Annotated in this window: 17 protein-coding genes; 10 read left to right on the top strand and 7 right to left on the bottom strand. The window is 42.9% G+C overall.

Annotation, left to right across the window (positions count from 1 at the left end):
- Positions 1 to 5: 5 nt before the first annotated feature.
- The 3 genes from GQR42_RS19370 to GQR42_RS19360 form a co-directional block, all read right to left on the bottom strand.
- Positions 6 to 236 carry a hypothetical protein gene (locus tag GQR42_RS19370; RefSeq protein ID WP_158201214.1) on the bottom strand — a complete coding sequence of 77 codons (231 nt, stop codon included), beginning with the start codon at positions 234 to 236 and terminating at the stop codon, positions 6 to 8.
- Positions 237 to 265: 29 nt separating this feature from the next.
- Positions 266 to 1,210, bottom strand: coding sequence for a PhzF family phenazine biosynthesis protein (locus tag GQR42_RS19365; RefSeq protein ID WP_158201213.1), 945 nt, complete (start codon positions 1,208 to 1,210; stop codon positions 266 to 268).
- Positions 1,211 to 1,424: 214 nt separating this feature from the next.
- On the bottom strand, positions 1,425 to 1,898 hold the full coding sequence (locus GQR42_RS19360) for a hypothetical protein (protein WP_158201212.1): 474 nt from the start codon (positions 1,896 to 1,898) through the stop codon (positions 1,425 to 1,427).
- Between the two features lie 62 nt (positions 1,899 to 1,960).
- On the opposite strand from GQR42_RS19360, the gene GQR42_RS19355 reads away from it, so the two are divergent.
- The 4 genes from GQR42_RS19355 (at position 1,961) to ligA (ending at position 6,573) form a co-directional block, all read left to right on the top strand.
- Positions 1,961 to 3,283 (top strand): aminopeptidase P N-terminal domain-containing protein, encoded by a 1,323-nt coding sequence (locus GQR42_RS19355; RefSeq protein WP_158202526.1) that lies wholly within the window; start codon positions 1,961 to 1,963, stop codon positions 3,281 to 3,283.
- Positions 3,284 to 3,395: 112 nt separating this feature from the next.
- Positions 3,396 to 3,962: a Uma2 family endonuclease gene (locus GQR42_RS19350; protein ID WP_158201211.1), complete on the top strand. Its 567-nt coding sequence runs from the start codon at positions 3,396 to 3,398 to the stop codon at positions 3,960 to 3,962.
- A 20-nt stretch (positions 3,963 to 3,982) separates the two neighbouring features.
- Positions 3,983 to 4,549, top strand: coding sequence for a Uma2 family endonuclease (locus tag GQR42_RS19345; protein ID WP_158201210.1), 567 nt, complete (start codon positions 3,983 to 3,985; stop codon positions 4,547 to 4,549).
- 14 nt (positions 4,550 to 4,563) lie between these two features.
- Positions 4,564 to 6,573 carry an NAD-dependent DNA ligase LigA gene (gene ligA / locus GQR42_RS19340; protein WP_158201209.1) on the top strand — a complete coding sequence of 670 codons (2,010 nt, stop codon included), beginning with the start codon at positions 4,564 to 4,566 and terminating at the stop codon, positions 6,571 to 6,573.
- 4 nt (positions 6,574 to 6,577) lie between these two features.
- Here ligA and GQR42_RS19335 read toward each other — a convergent pair whose 3' ends face one another.
- Positions 6,578 to 6,859, bottom strand: a complete 282-nt coding sequence (locus tag GQR42_RS19335; RefSeq protein ID WP_233271081.1) for a helix-turn-helix domain-containing protein — start codon at positions 6,857 to 6,859, stop codon at positions 6,578 to 6,580.
- A 63-nt stretch (positions 6,860 to 6,922) separates the two neighbouring features.
- On the opposite strand from GQR42_RS19335, the gene GQR42_RS19330 reads away from it, so the two are divergent.
- Positions 6,923 to 7,768 (top strand): IS5 family transposase, encoded by an 846-nt coding sequence (locus GQR42_RS19330; RefSeq protein ID WP_158201208.1) that lies wholly within the window; start codon positions 6,923 to 6,925, stop codon positions 7,766 to 7,768.
- 449 nt (positions 7,769 to 8,217) lie between these two features.
- Complete coding sequence (locus tag GQR42_RS19325) at positions 8,218 to 9,180, top strand: glycosyltransferase family 9 protein (RefSeq protein WP_158201207.1); 963 nt, start codon at positions 8,218 to 8,220, stop codon at positions 9,178 to 9,180.
- Positions 9,181 to 9,241: 61 nt separating this feature from the next.
- Here the strand turns inward: GQR42_RS19325 and GQR42_RS19320 are convergent, their stop codons facing one another.
- Positions 9,242 to 9,751: a YceD family protein gene (locus tag GQR42_RS19320; RefSeq protein ID WP_158201206.1), complete on the bottom strand. Its 510-nt coding sequence runs from the start codon at positions 9,749 to 9,751 to the stop codon at positions 9,242 to 9,244.
- A 262-nt stretch (positions 9,752 to 10,013) separates the two neighbouring features.
- On the opposite strand from GQR42_RS19320, the gene GQR42_RS19315 reads away from it, so the two are divergent.
- Positions 10,014 to 10,967: a tetratricopeptide repeat protein gene (locus GQR42_RS19315; RefSeq protein WP_158201205.1), complete on the top strand. Its 954-nt coding sequence runs from the start codon at positions 10,014 to 10,016 to the stop codon at positions 10,965 to 10,967.
- Positions 10,968 to 10,980: 13 nt separating this feature from the next.
- Here GQR42_RS19315 and GQR42_RS19310 read toward each other — a convergent pair whose 3' ends face one another.
- Complete coding sequence (locus GQR42_RS19310) at positions 10,981 to 13,908, bottom strand: DEAD/DEAH box helicase (protein WP_158201204.1); 2,928 nt, start codon at positions 13,906 to 13,908, stop codon at positions 10,981 to 10,983.
- A 214-nt stretch (positions 13,909 to 14,122) separates the two neighbouring features.
- On the opposite strand from GQR42_RS19310, the gene GQR42_RS19305 reads away from it, so the two are divergent.
- The 3 genes from GQR42_RS19305 to GQR42_RS19295 all read left to right on the top strand — a co-directional run bounded on the left by GQR42_RS19305 (position 14,123) and on the right by GQR42_RS19295 (position 16,651).
- Entirely contained in the window at positions 14,123 to 15,055 is a 933-nt protein-coding gene (locus GQR42_RS19305; RefSeq protein ID WP_158202525.1) for a GGDEF domain-containing response regulator, read from the top strand.
- A complete protein-coding gene (locus GQR42_RS19300; protein WP_158201203.1) occupies positions 15,052 to 15,834 on the top strand; it encodes a transporter substrate-binding domain-containing protein in 783 nt (260 codons plus the stop codon). Before GQR42_RS19305 ends, GQR42_RS19300 begins: the two co-directional genes overlap by 4 nt.
- Before the next feature lie 280 nt (positions 15,835 to 16,114).
- Complete coding sequence (locus GQR42_RS19295; RefSeq protein WP_158201202.1) at positions 16,115 to 16,651, top strand: tetratricopeptide repeat protein; 537 nt, start codon at positions 16,115 to 16,117, stop codon at positions 16,649 to 16,651.
- A gap of 55 nt (positions 16,652 to 16,706) precedes the next feature.
- Here the strand turns inward: GQR42_RS19295 and GQR42_RS19290 are convergent, their stop codons facing one another.
- Complete coding sequence (locus GQR42_RS19290) at positions 16,707 to 18,506, bottom strand: SLC13 family permease (RefSeq protein WP_158201201.1); 1,800 nt, start codon at positions 18,504 to 18,506, stop codon at positions 16,707 to 16,709.
- Positions 18,507 to 18,508 lie beyond the last annotated feature (2 nt).

The raw sequence follows: 18,508 nt of genomic DNA, 5'->3' as shown, positions 1-18,508 counted from the left end.
TAATTTTAATAGGCTTTAACTATAGACATTCCATTGGCTCTGACAGGTTTTCTCAGAAAAATAAAGTATAACTTCATTTTGCCTACTGCCTCGTCATCAAGATAACTGCCGTTTTTTTTCTTGGTTATCCCTCTAGAAATTTTATATTTTTGGATATACCCTGTCAAATTTATTCTCATCCATCCCACAAAACCGAGATTGATCCTTGCAGGTCTTAATGTTTTAAGATTGTTCATCTCCTTTTTACTAACTTCAGCGACCGCTCTCAAAATGACCCTTGTGTAGCGCTTTTTGTTTCCCCATCGGGAATTATCATCTGGCCTTGGCAGACTAGAACTGATGCACCACCTACGCAAACTTCCGTAATTTCCCGGTTGTTTTTCTGAAACTTTAATTGTAAACTGCTGGGTCTGCCCATTTCCACCCCTTGGATTATCGTCCATTGATTCATCCCTTCCCTAGAAGATTCTAAGGCCCCTAAGTAACCTGCTAAAGCGGCCACAGCCGAACCGGTAGCGGGATCCTCCATAACTCCTAAACCGGGGGCAAACATTCGCCCATAGAGACGAGATAGGGGTGATTCCTGGTCAAAACAGCAGACAAAAAGGGAATTAGCTGGGGATTGGCCTAATAATGATGACCAGAGAGTTAGATTTAGTTTTATTTTCCCCAAAATATCTCGGTTTTTAACGGGGATGAATAAAAAAGGGAGACCACAGGAAAAGGCGCGGGGGGGATAACCGGGTAAGAAATCGGCAACGCTGAGGGAAAGAATCGCCGCTAAATCATCGAGAGCATAAGTATCGGTCACTAATTCTGGCAATTGTGCCACTTTTAACTCACTATAGACGGGTTTTTCCCCCTCCCTGCTAATTTTTACCGGTACTAAACCGACTCCTTCCTCCAGATAAATCGTGGTTTCTTGGTGGGGGGGAATAGCAGCGATTAGGGCTAAAATATAGGCTGTGCCGACGCTAGGATGACCAGCAAAGGGTAATTCGGTACTGGGGGTGAAGATACGGACTTTTTTAGTGCCTTGGGGCGTTTCTGGCGGAAAAACGAAGACTGTCTCTGAGAAGTTAAATTCGGCGGCGATTTTTTGCATCTGGGTGCGGGTTAATCCAGATGCTTCCGGAAAAACCGCCAGGGGATTACCGCCAAAAATGCGATCGCTAAAAACATCGGCGGTATAGTAGGAATAGGTAGGCACGCGGGGAATAGGGCAACAATTATCGGAGAATTTTCTTATCTTACACCTATTTTCACCAGTTACCGCCCCGGCGCTCTGTCTAGGGATAGATTCTCCTTGTCAGTCCTGTTGGTTTCTATTAAGAAATAATTAAAATACAGAGTTTTTCCTAAAGATAAGGTATGTCTTGATAGGGCATTGTCTCGGAGTCTCCTAATAACTGCTATAGGCTCTACTACTTATTCGCTTCTAATCTGGCTAATAAACTGACTAACTTATCTCTAACAGAATTGTGAGTGTATTCGTCTTCAGGGTGAGGTTTTTGATGGGGTTGTTGAAAATAGGGACGTTCCCCGTATAATTGTCCCCATTTCACATCAACTCGGTGTACTAATTCATAGAGTAATTCTTGATTGTCTAAAATTTCTTCTAGGATTAACTGTAAAGCTTGAACGGGATTATCTAAATTTTGACTGACTTTGGTTAATTCTTCATCGACGACAAGCTGTAAAATTATCTGCAAAGCTCCCGAAGAATCACCTAAATTAGCGGCAATAAATTGTTTAATCTCTGTGGTAACTTGCACTAATTTGGGGACGGGAGATTCCCCTTTGAGGAAATCCGCCCCCTCTTGAGCGATAAAATCTGCTAGGGTAAACTCGCGCCTTTCGATGATATCTTGGGAAAAATCCGGTTCTTCAGGGGTCATAAACTTAAAAAGATTAGCGATAATAGAATCTAAGACTTATTGTGACATTTTTAGGAATATTTATGGGCATCGATCGCAGAGAGTTTCAGCACCGTCGTCAGCAGGTAATGGAAAAAATCGGCAATGGAACCGCCATTTTTCGCAGTGCGCCCATGGTGGTCATGCACAATGACGTAGAATACACTTATCGTCAGGATAGTGACTTTTTTTACCTGACAGGATTTAATGAACCGGAGGCGGTAGCGGTTTTAGCACCCCATCACCCCGAACATCAGTTTATCCTGTTTGTGCAGCCAAAAGACCCAGAAAAAGAAACCTGGACCGGCTATCTCCACGGTGTGGAAGGAGCAAAGGAGATTTTTGCTGCTGATGAGGCCTATTCTATCGAAGAATTGGACGAAAAATTACCGCAATATCTCGAAAAAGCCGAACGAATTTATTATCATCTCGGACGGGATAAAACTTTTAATACAAACGTTCTCAAGCACTGGCAAAAATTAATCGCCACTTTTCCCCGTCGTGGCACCGGACCGACTGCTTTAGAGGATACTAATTTTATTCTCCATCCTTTGCGCTTACTGAAAACCGAGGCCGAATTGGACAATATTCGCCAAGCAACCGCTATTTCGGCCCAGGCACATAATCGCGCCAGAGAATTCACCAAAGTTGGTCACTATGAGTATCAAATTCAAGCGGAAATTGAGCATACTTTTCGTCTAGAAGGGGGTATGGGTCCTGCTTATCCTTCTATTGTTGCTAGTGGTGCTAATGCCTGTATTCTGCACTATATCAACAATGATCGCCAAGTACAAGAAAATGAGCTTTTGTTAATTGATGCTGGTTGTGCCTACAATTACTATAACGGTGATATTACCCGCACTTTTCCCGTTAATGGTAAATTTACCCCCGAACAAAAAATTATCTATGAAATTGTTCTAGAAGCTCAATTAAAGGCGATTGAAGTGGTAAAAACTGGTAATCCTTATAATCTTTTTCATGACACAGCCGTGAGGACAATTGTGGAGGGATTAGTAGATTTAGGGCTATTGGTCGGCGACATTGATGAGATAATTAAAGAGGAAAAATATAAGCCTTTTTATATGCACAGAACTGGTCATTGGTTAGGATTAGATGTCCATGATGCGGGAGGTTATAAAGTTAACGAAGAAACTTGGCAAACTTTGCAGCCTGGTCATGTTTTAACCGTGGAACCGGGTATTTATATCTCTCCCGATATTAAACCTGCTGAAGGACAGCCGGAAGTGCCGGAAAAATGGCGAGGTATCGGTATCCGTATCGAAGATGATGTGTTAGTTACTGCCACAGGAAATGAGGTTTTAACTGCAACAGTTCCCAAAAAAGTTGAGGATATCGAATCTAAGTAAAAAGCTAGGTGTTAAAAATTGTCAGATTCCCCCTAACCCCCTTATTAAGGGGGGATCAAAGGCAAAATTTATCTTCAAAGGAGATTCAATTAAGTTTTTTCTAGGGATTATCATGATTGCTACCAAAGAAAAATTATATACCTTTGCAGAATATTTAAATTATCAGGACTGCACGGATGATAAGTACGAATTATTTAACGGAGAATTAATTCCCATGCCTCCTGCTAGTGGCTTTCATGCTTTGATACTTAGATATATATTTAAGGTGTTAGAAAGGGAAATAGAGAGGCTACAATTAGACTGGCAAGTTATGCCCGCTACGGTGGGAATTCGCACCGATAAAGCTAAATCGAGAATTCCAGACTTAATGATTTTAACTGCTGAACAATGTCAAGAGATTAGAAATATGACCACAGCAGTGATTGAATTTCCTCCCCTCTTAGTTGTAGAAATTGTTAGCCCCGGTAATGCTGATGATGACTACCGTTATAAGCGTTCAGAATACGCAGTGAGAGGCATTCCTGAATACTGGATTATCGATCCTATTGCCCTAAAAATATCGGTTTTAACCCTGATTTCTGGATTTTATGAACTGGCAGAATTTAATAACGAAGATAGGATAATATCGGTAACATTTCCCGATTTACAATTAACTCCTCAAATGGTCTTTGCACAGTAAAATCTTAGCTGGAGACTTTTATGATTGCTACCCAACAAAAAAAATATACCTTTGCAGAATATTTAAATTATCAGGACTCCAGAGATAATAAGTACGAATTATTTAACGGAGAATTAATTCCCATGCCTCCCGCTAGTGGCTTTCATGCCTTAATTCTTGCCTTTCTTTATGATTATTTAATGGCAGAAATTAAAAGATTAAATCTAACTTGGAAAGTTATGCCCGCTACGGTGGGAATTCGCACCGATAAAGCTAAATCGAGAATTCCAGACTTAATGATTTTAACTGCTGAACAATGTCAAGAGATTAGAAATATGACCACAGCAGTGATTGAATTTCCTCCCCTCTTAGTTGTAGAAATTGTTAGCCCCGGTAATGCTGATGATGACTACCGTTATAAGCGTTCAGAATACGCAGTGAGAGGCATTCCTGAATACTGGATTATCGATCCTATTGCCCTAAAAATATCGGTTTTAACCCTGATTTCTGGATTTTATGAACTGGCAGAATTTAATAACGAAGATAGGATAATATCGGTAACATTTCCCGATTTACAATTAACTCCTCAAATGGTCTTTGCACAGTAGCATTATTAACGATTATGACTATCCCCTTAGAAATCCAACAACGTTGCCAACAACTAAAAACAGAACTACAAAGAGCCAGTTATGCTTATTATGTTCTTGATGATCCTTTTATACCCGATAGCGTTTATGATCAACTTTATCGGGAATTAGAAGACCTAGAAAAGCGTTATCCCCAATTAATCACCCCCGATAGTCCCACCCAAAGAGTCGGGGATAAAATCTCTAGTCAATTTGTTTCTGTCCGTCATCATATTCCCCTGTATAGTCTCGAAAATGCCTTTAACCTCGAAGAATTAAATAAATGGGGCAGCCGTTGGCAAAGATATGTAAATGAAACCCAAGACACGGAATATGTGTGTGAACTAAAAATCGATGGTTCTGCATTAGCTTTAACCTACGAAAACGGTTTTTTCGTCAGAGGTGTTACTAGAGGGGATGGAGTCACTGGAGAAGATATTACCCCCAATGTGCGGACAATTCGCTCTATTCCTTTACGCTTAAATATAGATAATCCCCCGGCAATTGTGGAAGTGCGCGGTGAAGCTTTTTTACCCCTCGATACCTTTGATAAAATCAATCAAGAAAGAGAAGAAAAGGGTGAATCTCTCTTTGCTAATCCCCGCAATGCGGCAGCGGGAACCCTACGACAATTAGATCCGAAAATAGTTGATAAAAGACGCTTACAATTTTTTGCCTATACCCTGCATTTAGACGATAAACATATCAGTACTCAATGGCAATCTTTAGACAGATTAGAAACCATGGGATTTCTGGTTAATCCCCACCGTCAACTCTGTCCATCCCTGCAAGAAGTGGCACAATACTATCAAGATTGGCAAGAAAAACGTCATCAATTAGCCTACATGACCGATGGTGTCGTAGTCAAAATCAACGATTTACAGCGACAAAATCGGTTAGGATTCACTCAAAAATTCCCCCGGTGGGCTATCGCTTTAAAATATCCCGCCGAAGAAGTCCCCACGATAGTTAAAGATATTATCGTCAATGTGGGACGCACCGGCGCAGTCACACCCATGGCGGTGATGGAACCGGTACAGGTAGCAGGAACCACCGTACAAAGGGCTACTTTACATAATAGCGATCGAGTGGCCGAATTAGATATCCGCATCGGTGACACGGCAATTATCCGCAAAGCGGGGGAAATTATTCCGGAAGTGGTGAGAATCCTGCCAGAATTGCGGCCTCCCCACACTTTACCCTTCCAGATGCCCACTAATTGCCCTGAATGTCAATCTCCCCTAGTTCGTCCGGTGGGGGAAGTGGTGACGCGCTGTGTCAATAGTTCCTGTCCAGCGATTTTGCGGGGAAGTGTAGTACATTGGGCCAGTCGCGATGCTCTCGATATCCGGGGATTAGGGGAAAAAGTGGTGATTTTGCTGATTGAACAGGGATTAGTTACCGCCATTTCTGACCTCTACAGCCTCGAAAAAACGGAAATTGCCAAATTAGACCGAATGGGCGAGAAATCCGCCTTAAATTTGATTACAGCTATGGCTCAGAGCAAAAATCAAAGCTGGTCGAGGGTACTTTATGGGCTAGGGATTCGCTATGTGGGCAGCGTTAACGCCAAAATTCTCGCCGAAAGTTTTCGGACTGTGGAGGAGTTAGCTAACGCCAGCGTGACTGATTTAGCTTCTGTCTATGGTATTGGTGAAGAAATCGCCCAATCGGTCTATGATTGGTTTAGAATCGAGGCTAATCGGGATTTAGTCGCTAAATTACAAGCGGCCGGTTTACAATTTGCCACAGCAGCAAAAACCACCACCACTAAAGCCACCTTAGCAGGGAAAACCTTTGTGATTACTGGCACTTTACCAACTCTCAAACGGGAGGAAGCGAAAGAATTAATCGAAAAAGCTGGGGGGAAAGTGACGGGTTCTGTGAGTAAAAAAACTGATTATTTAGTTACTGGAGAAGCGGCGGGTTCTAAGTTAGAAAAAGCCCTAGAATTGGGCATTACTCAGCTAACCGAAGCACAATTACTCGAATTAATCAAGGCTTAAAAGCTTAAGATTGGAGCAAATCTACTGAAGTATTATCGATTAACCCAGCAACAGCATCAAGATAATCATTAAGTTCCATTTTCTGAGCTTGGGCAAATAAATTAAGGGTTTCTACCTTTGTTCCTTCTCCCTGTTCAATGCGTCTCACTTGACGCTCGGATACTCCTATAATATCTGATTGTCGCAGTTGATGCTGTTTGCGTAAAGATGCGATCACTTGACCAAAAATCTGATCATGTTTTAATTTAATCGCTGCAAACTTTTGTTTTGCTGCCAGTTCAATCACAATAGACCTCCTGCAAAAATAGGAACTGATTATGTACAATAAAGTAAAACACTCAGAAAAACCATGACTTACGAAAAAGTAAAAAATTTGAATCCAGAAGAGTTTAAACGCTTTTGTGGAGTATATCCTGAAACATTTAAGGATATGGTGAAGGTTTTGGCTGCCGAAAAAGTTCTGCAAAAAAAATCGGGAAGACCAAGTAAATTAAGTCTAGAAGACCAAATCTTGATGACCTTAGAGTATTTACGGGAATATAGTACTTATTTCCATCTCGGAATTAATTGGGAGATTAATGAGACAACAGCCCTACGAATCACTAGAAAGGTAGAAAATATTCTGATAAAATCTGGATTGTTTAATCTGCCGGGGAAAAAGACAGTTCACCAGGCGAATAGTGACCGAGAGCTAGTGGTAGTAGATGTAGCAGAGCCTGAGATAGAAAGACCTCAAAAAAAGCAGAAAGATTACTATAGCGGGAAACAAGGCTATCATACAATAAAATCGCAAGTTCTTGCGGCACAAAAAACAGGAATGATAGTCTGTACCGCTCATGGGAAGGGAAGAATACATGACTTTAATCTTTGGAAAAATAGTCAAATTGGGAGCGATAAAAATATTGAATGTTTAGCAGATAAGGGCGATCAAGGAATTCAAAAGCTGCACAAAAATAGTAGAATTCCTAACAAAAAAAAGAAAGATCAAGAATTAAGCTTAGAAGAAAAAGAATTTAATCGCCAGTTATCAAGAGAAAGAATTGTTATCGAACCTATTCACAGAAGTCTGAAGAGATTTAGAATTTTATCATCAAGATACAGGAATCGGAGACGACGTTTTGGTCTGAGATTTAATTTAATCGCTGGCATTTACAACTACGAACTTGCTTTAGGCTATAATCAAGTAGCTGAATAAGACTTTTGCAGGAGGTCTAATCAAAAAAGCCGCTATATCAAGCAAATGATCGTGAGGCGGCATCTCCTATTTGTGACTTTCTCTCACTGATGGTGAGCAGCAAAAGTACGCCATCGCCGTAGGGTGCGTTCCCTAAGGTCAGTCCTACTGCTCCACCGATGGATTTTTGGGAACGCACCATGCACATTCATTGAAGTTGTGGGTTAAAGTGCGATGCCGAAGGCACTGCGTAGCAGTACGCCGCTCTGGTGGGTTGGGTTGACAACGGAAACCCAACTGTGATCTTTGACTTCATTGCAATTTGTGCGGACTGTATTCAGGTGTTACCTGCTGTGATACCCAGCAAGTGAGCCTGTTCGTTGAGTTGAGGACTAAAATAGGGGAAGTCTAGTGAATAACGAGGGACACTGCTAAAATTAAGCTGATCGATTCAAGTATATCTAGATAAAATGCGAATATTAACCCTTGTACCGGGAGGAATTAGCGATCAACTGCTCTTTTTTCCCACTCTAGAAACCCTCCAGCAAACTTACCCCCAAAGCAGCATTGATGTTTTGGTCGAACCTAGGGCAAAGGCTGCCTATCGTCTCTGTCCGCAGGTTAGGGAAGTGCTTTTATTTGACTATCGAGATCAGTACGGATTAGCGGATTATTTAAATATTTTGGGAGTAATTCGGGACCGGGAGTACGAAATCGCCATTAGTCTCACTAATCGTCCTGCTATCAACCTTTTACTCTGGTTAAATGGTGTTCTTAACCGTATAGGCTATGAAAATAATGGCAGCTGGTTCTTATCGGAACAAGTACCCCGGCCAACGGAAGGCTATCTAGCGGATAATTATCACGCACTGGTCAAAGGGTTAAAGATTGCCGCACCCTGTCCACCTTTAAAAATAACATTGAATCGGGATGATATCGATTGGGCCCAAATGGAGCAGCAACGCCTCAATATCAAGGATAGCGGCTATATTCTCCTCTACGCCGGCGGTAGCGATCTGAGCATCAACCAAGGACTGGAAACGGTTTATCCCCTAGAGAGTTGGCTGGAAATTATCCAAGGCATTCGCCATCAACAACCAGATTTGCCAATTATAGCGATCGAAGGCGATATGGATGAAGCTTGGGTTTTAGCACTCAAAGCCATGGATAATAACTTAAAAGTGTCCAGAACGGCCGATATCGGTAAAATGGCGGCCATGATCGCCGGTGCCAATTTATTGTTAGCTACCGAAAGTGTCCCTTTACAGTTAGCCGTGGCCGTGGGAACCTATACCCTCTCTCTGCTGATTCCTTCGTTGTCTAAGAGAGTTTTACCGAGTGGGGGAGAGCTGCATCGATATATTGAAGCTAATACGGGAAAAGTCGCCGATATTACCCCCGAAACTGTCCTGAAAAAGATTTGGGGCCGGTAAAAAATCGGGTTTTGATCGCTTTTCTCCTGGATCGAAACCCGAAAAAAATCAGCATCAAAGCTCAATTTTGCGATTGAGATAACTGACTTTTCAGGGATTCTAGGGAGGCCCAACGACCATCGATAGCAGTCTTTTCCGGAAGAAGAAAATCAGGTGGTTGACAATTGGCGCTGCAGAGTTGACGGGGGGGCAAAGTTAGACATAACTGCTCGTATAACCACATTTGCGGGTCAAAATCCCCGTTAGGATCGAGGGTTTCCGAGAGGTCTTCGTAGGCTATTTCTCGCTCTAGAGGATAGGAGTTATCGTAGTCTTTATTTTTGTCTAGCCAGATTAATTCGGAAGTGTTTAATTGCAGACGATGATTATATTGTTGTAAACAGCGATCGCAGGTTAAGGTGACGATGGTTTCTGCTTTCACCGATACTTCCAAAAAATTCCCCCCATGTCTAACCAGCAAAGTCCCCCGCACTGGTGTCAAGGTTTCTAGACCGGGGATAAAATTATCGATGATGATCACTCTTTGTCGATCAGGAGATTTGAGGAGGTGGGGGATAAAAATAGTTTCCATAGATAACTCCTGTATCATTTATCGGTTATCGGGCATAATTGCTCGGTGACAATCTTTCCTTTATCAGCTTATCGCAGCCCCGACCTCTAGAGACATAGACCAGTCCTAGACTGTGGGAAGTGGGGTGTATTTTCAGTGAACAGTAAACAGTAATCAGTGAACTGAAAACTCACATCTGATAACTGATAACTGATAGCTGATAACTGTATTTGACAGGCTGTCTGTTGATCGATCGAGAAAGTTTCCTCAGAATTGGGAGTATATGCACAAAGATACTCCTATGTCAACGGTTTTGAAAAATTTTCTTCCTTACCTCGGTCGATTGGTTATTGTTGCACTGCTCTGTTCGCTGGTGCTGGGGGGATGGCCTCGGCAGGGAAAAGCAGCTAAATCAGTACATTTATCCTACTGGATGCGATCGGGAATTGAACAACTAGAGGCGGGTAATTATCAGCAAGCTTTGCAGGATTTCAATCAGTCGATCGAACGGGAAAATAACTTGGCCCTAGCCTACAGTAATCGCTGTTTAACTGAGATTTATTTACAGGATTATCTCCGCGCTTGGCAGGATTGCACCCGCTCTTTACAAGAGCAATCTGATAATTATCTAGCCTATTTCCATCGGGGTTTAGCTTTTTATCGTTTGGGAGATTATCCACAGGCGCTGACCGATTATAACCAGACTATCCGGTTAAAACCCACCTATTATCAAGCCTACTATAATCGTGGTTTAGTTCAGGCGGCTAGGAAAAATTATCCCCTTGCCCTAGCTGATTTTAATCAATCCTTGCGTCAAATTACTAACTGGCAACCCGATACTTTAGCCACTATTTATAATGATCGAGGTTTATCTCATTTAGCCCTCGACAATTTTACCTCAGCCAAAGCGGATTTTAATCAAGCTCTCCGGTTAAATAAAAATAATGCCTCAGCCTACTATAATCTAGCTTGTACCGCTCACCAATTAGGTGAATACGACCGCTCGATCGCCCATTTAAATCGAGCGATTGCCATCGATCCTTTTTATGCCGATGCTTATATTAGAAGGGGATTACTGCGGCATCAATTGGGTTATTACCAATCGGCTTTAGCGGATTTAAATCAAGGAGCAAATCACCTCTATCAACAGGGATTGCACCAGAATTATCAGCAAATCCTCGCCCTAATCGAGCAAATACACCGACAGTTACTTTCCTTACCATCTCCCATTGTTTAAAAGAGTGATCAATTTACAGAGGAAAGCGCTTCATGGCTGTGACGGCGAGACGGGCATTATCTTTAAGGACTTGGGAAACCCGGGGAATTTGGGGAATTTGCCAGAGAACATCGACGGTGCGCCGTAATAATCGCACTAGATCTCCCTCATCGAGGCTAGTATTTTCGCACAATTCCGGCCAGGATGTCCCCTGGGCCCAACGGGAGGCAATCCCCATCAGTTGGGTTTCTAACCAGACGGGAATAGTGATATCGTAGCGAGATTGAGCTTGATAGAGTAAACGGCGAACTTCTCGCAGACCGGGGGAATTTCCCTCTCCTTGTCGCAAAATATCGATAACTTCTGGCACAGGCGGGTAATTGCACCAAGTATCGGGGCGAGGGGGTTCCGTAATCATAGCGCTGATGGCGGCGGCTAGTTGGCTAGGAGTCAATCTGTCCAAATCTCCGGACATCATCGCTAATCCTAACCAGAGTTCATTTTCCCCGCGAATAGTGGCCGCCGCTTCTCCGAGGGGAGTGGGCAAATAACCCTCTAATGCTTGGAATTCTCGCAAAATCTCGATTAGATTCAGAAATTCTTCCCAGTAGTAGGATTTGCGGGATTGTTGTTTTTGGTATTTAATCTGGGCTTTGTGTAACTTATCGCGAGCAATCTCTCGATCGTAGTATAATTTCATCAATCGCCCCGGATTTTTGCGTTTTTGCAGGGGATGAGCGGCAATTTGACTATTGACAATTTCTACTCTTTGTGCTTGTGTTGCCAGTTCCGCCACTGGTGGGATGCCTTGCACTTGTTGGGGGATTAAATCGGCGATCGCCTGAGTATTTTCCTCACCCTTGCGCCAACCCCCTAGGGAAACTGCTTCCAGGGAAGGGGGTATTAGTTCGCCTAATTCCGCAGGAGAGAGAAAACCTCGGTCGATCTCGCTAATATCGGCATAGGCGGCTAAATACCAGCGATTATCACTGCCTAAACAAACAAGGGTTCGCACTTGACCAGCACCGTGCAGGGTATTGACAAAGATAGCGGGGACGGGGACGGGAACCTTAATATGTTTGCCCTTGAGATGGAGGATGGTTCCGACGGTAATATTCGGCAATTTTAGATGTATTTCCTGTCTTTTCTGTGCCTCTGACTGACTAGCGAGGATTTTATACAGTCTTTCTTCTTCCCGCAGTCTTTCCCGTAGCTTTTCGTAACTGAAGACCTGCTCCCGTTCGATACCGGCTAATTCCATATCCAACTTAGCTAATTCGGTGGTTAAGGCGGTAATCTGTTGTCGTTCGGGGCTTAACTTCAAACGAGCGAGATATTCGGCGAAACTGCGCTCTAAGAGGTCTTTTACCTCCTCTAGACTGTGTTTTTGCAGGAGATTTAAGACCATGCCGTAACTGGGCGCAAAACAGCTTTGCAGGGGTTCCGGTTGGGCGGTGGCCAGAAAAGCCGCTTCTTTTGCCCCTTCAAAGGGCGTTTGTACTGTCACCACATGGCCCACCGCATCCATTCCCCGGCGACCGGCCCGGCCAGCAATCTGGACAAATTCCGAGGGAGTCAGCATACTATGGCCATCATCGGTGCGTTTGGAGAGAGCCGAGATGACGGTGGTGCGGGCGGGCATATTAATCCCGGCCGAGAGGGTAGCGGTGGCAAAAACCACTTTAATTAAACCAGCTTCAAAGAGTTGTTCGACTAATTCTTTCCAGAGGGGTAAAATCCCGGCATGGTGAACACCACAGCCCCGGGTGAGGGGTTCCACTTGGTCGGCGCGCACCAATTGGGAAGCACTGGCTAGGAATTCAAACAGTTGATTTTTCGTCTCGGGGGCGGCGGTTAAGAGGCGGAGGAGTTGATCGTCGGACTGGGGGTTATTAGCGAAAAAAGCCAGTAATTTTTGGTGTAGGGGCGGATTTTCGACGGCAAAGAAGGAAAGGGCGAGTTCTTGCAGATTGGGATTATCTTCCAGAAAGAAAATGAGTAAACGATAGTAAATGGCTCTAGCTTCTTCTGGATTAACGAGATTGAGGTTTTTTAGCTCTCGAATCGCCTGATCGCAACCTTTGCGGCTGAAAATGACGTAAATGGCTGGGAGCATATCCTTGTCCCGCAGCGTGGTGACAATCGAGGCGATGGTGGGACAATCTTCTCGTTTTAAGCGTCGGGGTTTGCCGTGGCCGACTTTTGAGCGTAGTTTCGGGTTAACTTTGCTCTGTTTTGGGTCGAGCAGCGGGAATAATCCCTCTTTATTGGCAAAATAAAAGCGCAGGGGGACGGGGCGAAAATCGGAGTTAATTAGCTCGCAGCTGGAGGTCTGCTTATTATCGCCGGGTTGGGGCTGTTGCCGCACCCAGTTAATCCAGTCGGTGAGTTCCCCGGGGTTGCCGATGGTGGCGGAGAGGGCAACTAATTGGATACTAGGGGGACAGTAGATAATTGATTCTTCCCAAACGGTGCCGCGACCTCGATCGCTGATATAGTGACATTCATCGAGAACCAGGGTTTCCACGTTTTCTAGGGAAGTGCCTACCTCACCGATCGGGGTTCTATACAGCATATTGCGAAAAATTTCTGTAGTCATGACTACAATTAATGCTGAAGGATTGATCACCACATCGCCGGTAATTAATCCCACTTCGGCAAAGAGCAGCGGGGAATCCTCATCGCCATCGGTGGGGGTGCGACCGAATTTTTCTTGAAAATCCCGGAATTTTTGGTTAGAAAGAGCTTTCAGGGGAGTGGTGTAGAAAACTCGTTTGCCCCTTTCGAGGGCGCGATAGATAGCGTATTCTCCGATTAAGGTTTTGCCGGAACCCGTGGGAGCGCAGACAACCACTGATTTACCGGCAGCGAGAGCAGCGATCGCCGATTGCTGGAAGTCGTCGAGTTTAAAGGGAAAAATGGTTTTGAAATCCAAAGAAGTAGGGTTTAGGGACTCTTTCACGTCAAGTCTAAGAGGAGAAATTTTCTTAATTGTGGCTATTCTGACTGGCTTTTTTTATTCTAGTCGAAAAAAGCAGACTTCTAGAAACTAGGGACGGCTTGACCTTTGGGGGTGATGCCCGATCCCATCATACTTCATCTTTATGAGAAATGCTGTATCACTAATAATTGTATCTCTATTTTGTCCTTAACTTGATTACTTATACTTACTGATGATGATTAAATTTCCTGCTGAAGACTGTCTAATTTTATTGGTTGATGATGTCGGTAAAAATCTCCAATTGGCTGTGAAGATTCTTGATTCTGCTGGTTATGCCACTACTTGTGCTAGTAGTGTTAAACAGGCAATGGAACGAGTAAAAACTGCTAATCCTGACCTAATTATTCTTGACTTAATGATGCAAGATATGGGAGGGATAGAAGTTTGTCAAAGGCTAAAAAATGATGCTTTGTACGCTCATATACCGATTATCTTTGTGACAGATCGGAAGGAAAAAGAAGATATTTTCAATGCTTTTAATTATGGGGCTGTGGACTATATAAATACACCCTTTCATAGTTGGGAACTGTTAGCCAGAGTTAAAATTCATCTAGAACTTAAAAAAACTCAAGAAGAACTGAAAAATATCAATTCTCAACTAGAAAAGCTAGTCAAAACTGATAGCCTAACTGGGGTAAATAATCGTCGAGAGATTCTCTCCTTGGGCGAGAAAGAATTGCAACGATGTTGTCGTTATCATCGTTATTTTTCGCTTTTAGTCATCGATATCGACCATTTTAAACATATTAACGATACCTTTGGTCATCTCCTAGGGGACAAAACTTTAATTACTGTCGCTGGGGCAATTAAAAACTGTCTGCGTCAAGTGGATAGTTTTGGGCGCTTTGGGGGCGAGGAATTTGTCGCTATTCTCCCAGAAACTAATCTTGAAGATGCTGTTACCACAGCCTGGCGTATTTGTCAAGTAATTAACGAGCTAAATATTGAAATTAATCAACAAAAAGTGCGAGTTACTGCTAGTATTGGTGTGGCAACATTTAGCCCTAAAGATAATAATCTAGAAGCGGTGATCGAGCGGGCTGATCGTGCCATGTTTGCCGCTAAAAATCAAGGTAGGAATCGAGTTAGTTTAGGTAAAACAGTATGAAAAATTTGTTATTTATTCTTGGTTTTTTGCTCTTAGGTGTAGCCCCAAGTTTTAGCGCCGATCTCGATACAATTATACGCCGGGGAAAATTAATTGTCGCTGTCAAAAATAATCTCCCTCCCCTCGCTTTCCTTGATTCTCAGGGCAATCTGCAAGGATTGGAAATCGACATCGCTAAACGTCTAGCTGAAGAAATTCTCGGTTCTGACAGTGCTATTATTCTCAAACCCGTTAGTAATCAAGAACGTTTACAGGTGGTTATTGATGATCGGGTGGATTTGGCGATCGCTCGTGTGGCGATTACTCCCGCACGTCAGCGCTTAGTGGATTTTAGCCCCTTTTATTACCTCGATAGCAGCGGTTTTGTGACGAAAAAACCGCAATTGCAGCGTTTAGAAGACCTAGCTAATTCTAGAATCGCCGTACTCAACGGATCGACGACAATCGCCCTTGTGCATTCCAATTTACCTAACGCTACCCTGCGCGGGGTTGCTTCCTATCAAGAAGCTTTTAATTTACTGGAAAAGGGTGAAATAGAGGCTTTTGCGGCTGATAATAGCCTTTTAACTGGTTGGGTGCGGCAATTCCCCAATTATCGTCAATTACCGATCGAGTTAGGGGCAATCGCTCTAGGAGTCGTTCTCCCTAAAGGTTTACAGTACCAAAGTCTCCGAGAACGCGTCAATCAAGCGATCGAGCGGCTAGAATCTACCGGCTGGTTAGCAGAACGGGTGAACTATTGGGGTTTACCCCTGAGAATTCGGGAAATGGGGAGATAGGGAGATAGGGTGTGGGGTGTGGGGTGTGGGGAGAGGGAAGTCGGGTGTGGGGTGTGGGGTGTGGGGTGTGGGGAGAGGGAAGTCGGGTGTGGGGTGTGGGGTGTGAGAATTATGAATTATGAAGTGGGGAGTCGGGAGTGGGGAGTTTTTTGCTGTGAACAGTAATCAGTGAACTGAAAACTCAAATCTGATAACTGATCACTGATCACTGATCACTGACTAAATCCTGCTATAATTTGAGGGAATAAGTATAAAAATATTGATTGCTCGATCGCTAATTATGGAAGATACCCTGCCGCTTATTTACGTTTCTGGATTGCTAATTTTCGTGATTGGTTTAGGAATTTTTGTCATCGTGCAAATCGTTAAAACCCGTCGAGTGGAAGGAACCTTTAACAAGCTACAAAAGAAATTGCAAAAAGAAAAAGGTACAGCTAAAGAATACTATGAATTAGGGAGTCTTTATCTCGATAAAAAACTCTATGTTCAAGCCTTGAGTTTACTGCAAAAGGCTTTAAAAATCTCTGAAGAAGAAAGCATCGAACCAGAAAATCAAGCCCTAATCTACAATGCGCTCGGTTTTTCCTATTTTGCCCAAGAACAATTAGAATTAGCGATTCGTAACTACAAAGAAGCAATTAAACTTTATCCTCAATATTCGATCGCTCTCAATAATCTTGGCAATGTTTACGAAAAGAAACAAATGGCTAAAAAAGCTCTCGAAATCTACGAAGAAACTCTCAAATTTGATCCTAATAATACCGTGGCGAAAAAGCGCGCCGAATCCCTGCGTAAACGCTTTGCTGAATCGAAATAGTTTTGACTACTGATCAAATTCTTTTTAGAGATCGAAGACTCTTCGATCTCTTTTTTTATTTCAAGCCATAAAACACCAAGATTAAAACTGGGGTTAAAATCGTCAAAATTAAATTTAGGGGCGCACCCAAACGGGTAAAATCGAGGAATTTATAGCCGCCAGGTGCATAAACCATGGTGTTAGTTTGATAGCCAATCGGTGTTAGATAACTATTAGAAGCAGCAAAGGTGACAGCATACATAAAAGCCAAAGGATTTAAATCCAAAGTTTTCGCCACTTCCACGGCGACGGGAATCATTAACACCACGGCGGCATTATTAGAGAGGATTTCAGTTAAAACTGAAGTAATTAGATAGAAGAAAACTAAGATCCAAAACCCCGAAAGATGGCCGCCGATAGCCACTAAATTATCTGCCAACCATTTAGTCGTTCCTGAGTTATCCATGGCAGTACCTAGGGGAATTAAACCCGCTAATAAAAAGATAATATCCCAACGAATGGAACCATAGACTTCCCCCGGTTTTAGACAGCCAGTAATTACCATTAAAACCACCCCAACTAAACTGGTGACGAGAATCGGTTGAATATCAAAAGCGGCAATAATAATCACCGACAAAGTAATGATTAAAGCAATCATGCCTTTATCCTGTCGCAATGATTCGATCTCTTTCTCTTCTAAAACTAATAATTCTCTTGTGGTTTGTAACCCCACAAAACTCTGTTTGGGTCCTTGAACTAAGAGCAAGTCGCCAAACTTTAAAGGAATTTTTCCTAATCTTCCTTGCAGTAATTCCGAACCACGCCGAATCGCTAAAACCGTTGCGTTGTAACGCTGACGGAATTTCAAATCTTTTAAAGTTGTCCCAATTAAACGGGAATTAGAGAGAATCAAAACCTCTGCTAATTTTTCCTCACCTGTAGTAATTACCGATTCAACATCTCCTTTGTGAAATTTGACATCGGCAAAGATTTCTAAACCCCGTTCATCTTTAATCTTTAATAGTTCTTCCCGACTACTGTGAACGATTAAAATATCGCCAGCATTGAGAACTTTATCGGCTAAAGGTTGGGATAAATGTACCTTATTTCTGATTAATTCCAACACATCAAAGTCAAACTTTCTTTGTAGTCCACTTTCGGATAAAGTTTGACCGATAAGATTAGAACGAGGGCTAATAATTACCTCACTCAGATATACTTTAGAACCATAATCATCGTCTAAAAATTCCCCCGTGGAAGATTTTCGATCGGGTAGTAATTTCGGAGCAAAAATTGTTAAATAAATCAAACCTGCTAAAAAAGTTACCACTCCCAAAGCAGTGAATTGAAATAAGCTAAATTCCCCATAACCCAGCTTGGCAGAAATACCACTAGCGAGAATGTTAGTAGAAGTTCCCACCACAGTAATCATCCCCGCTAAAACCGTGGCGTAGGAAAGGGGAATTAATAACTTAGAAGGAGAAATTTTTTGTTTTTTACACCAATCTTCAACGATGGGTAAAAAGATCGCCACCACTGCCGTGTTATTAATAAAAGCACTAATTGGCCCCACTAATGCTCCTAGAACAAATACCTGTTGGTGGGGATTTTTGCCCCCCCAAACCAGCAAGCGATCGCGAATTACTTGAATCACTCCCGTGCGGGTAATTCCGGCACTAAGCACAAACATCGCCATCACTGTCACCGTGGCAGAATTACTAAATCCGGCGATACCTTCTTCGGGAGTAACTAAACCCAAAAGAATGAGGACAATCGCCACGCATAAAGCGGTTAAATCTACTGGTAGCCATTCCGCCACGAAAGCGACTAAAGCAACGACTAAAACCGTTAAAGTCAGAATAATTGGTGTTGGCATTG

This window comes from Microcystis aeruginosa FD4 (assembly GCF_009792235.1).
Lineage (GTDB): Bacteria > Cyanobacteriota > Cyanobacteriia > Cyanobacteriales > Microcystaceae > Microcystis > Microcystis viridis.
The sequence above is the reverse complement of the archived record's forward strand: the minus strand, read 5'-3'. Positions and strand labels throughout refer to the sequence as shown.

Coding starts and splice junctions, on each gene's coding strand:
- GQR42_RS19290 (WP_158201201.1), bottom strand. CDS start 18,506: ATGCCAACACCAATTATTCTGACTTTAACGGTTTTAGTCGTTGCTTTA.
- GQR42_RS19370 (WP_158201214.1), bottom strand. CDS start 236: ATGAACAATCTTAAAACATTAAGACCTGCAAGGATCAATCTCGGTTTT.
- GQR42_RS19295 (WP_158201202.1), top strand. CDS start 16,115: ATGGAAGATACCCTGCCGCTTATTTACGTTTCTGGATTGCTAATTTTC.
- ligA (WP_158201209.1), top strand. CDS start 4,564: ATGACTATCCCCTTAGAAATCCAACAACGTTGCCAACAACTAAAAACA.
- GQR42_RS19345 (WP_158201210.1), top strand. CDS start 3,983: ATGATTGCTACCCAACAAAAAAAATATACCTTTGCAGAATATTTAAAT.
- GQR42_RS19305 (WP_158202525.1), top strand. CDS start 14,123: ATGATTAAATTTCCTGCTGAAGACTGTCTAATTTTATTGGTTGATGAT.
- GQR42_RS19325 (WP_158201207.1), top strand. CDS start 8,218: ATGCGAATATTAACCCTTGTACCGGGAGGAATTAGCGATCAACTGCTC.
- GQR42_RS19300 (WP_158201203.1), top strand. CDS start 15,052: ATGAAAAATTTGTTATTTATTCTTGGTTTTTTGCTCTTAGGTGTAGCC.
- GQR42_RS19315 (WP_158201205.1), top strand. CDS start 10,014: ATGCACAAAGATACTCCTATGTCAACGGTTTTGAAAAATTTTCTTCCT.
- GQR42_RS19360 (WP_158201212.1), bottom strand. CDS start 1,898: ATGACCCCTGAAGAACCGGATTTTTCCCAAGATATCATCGAAAGGCGC.
- GQR42_RS19320 (WP_158201206.1), bottom strand. CDS start 9,751: ATGGAAACTATTTTTATCCCCCACCTCCTCAAATCTCCTGATCGACAA.
- GQR42_RS19355 (WP_158202526.1), top strand. CDS start 1,961: ATGGGCATCGATCGCAGAGAGTTTCAGCACCGTCGTCAGCAGGTAATG.
- GQR42_RS19330 (WP_158201208.1), top strand. CDS start 6,923: ATGACTTACGAAAAAGTAAAAAATTTGAATCCAGAAGAGTTTAAACGC.
- GQR42_RS19350 (WP_158201211.1), top strand. CDS start 3,396: ATGATTGCTACCAAAGAAAAATTATATACCTTTGCAGAATATTTAAAT.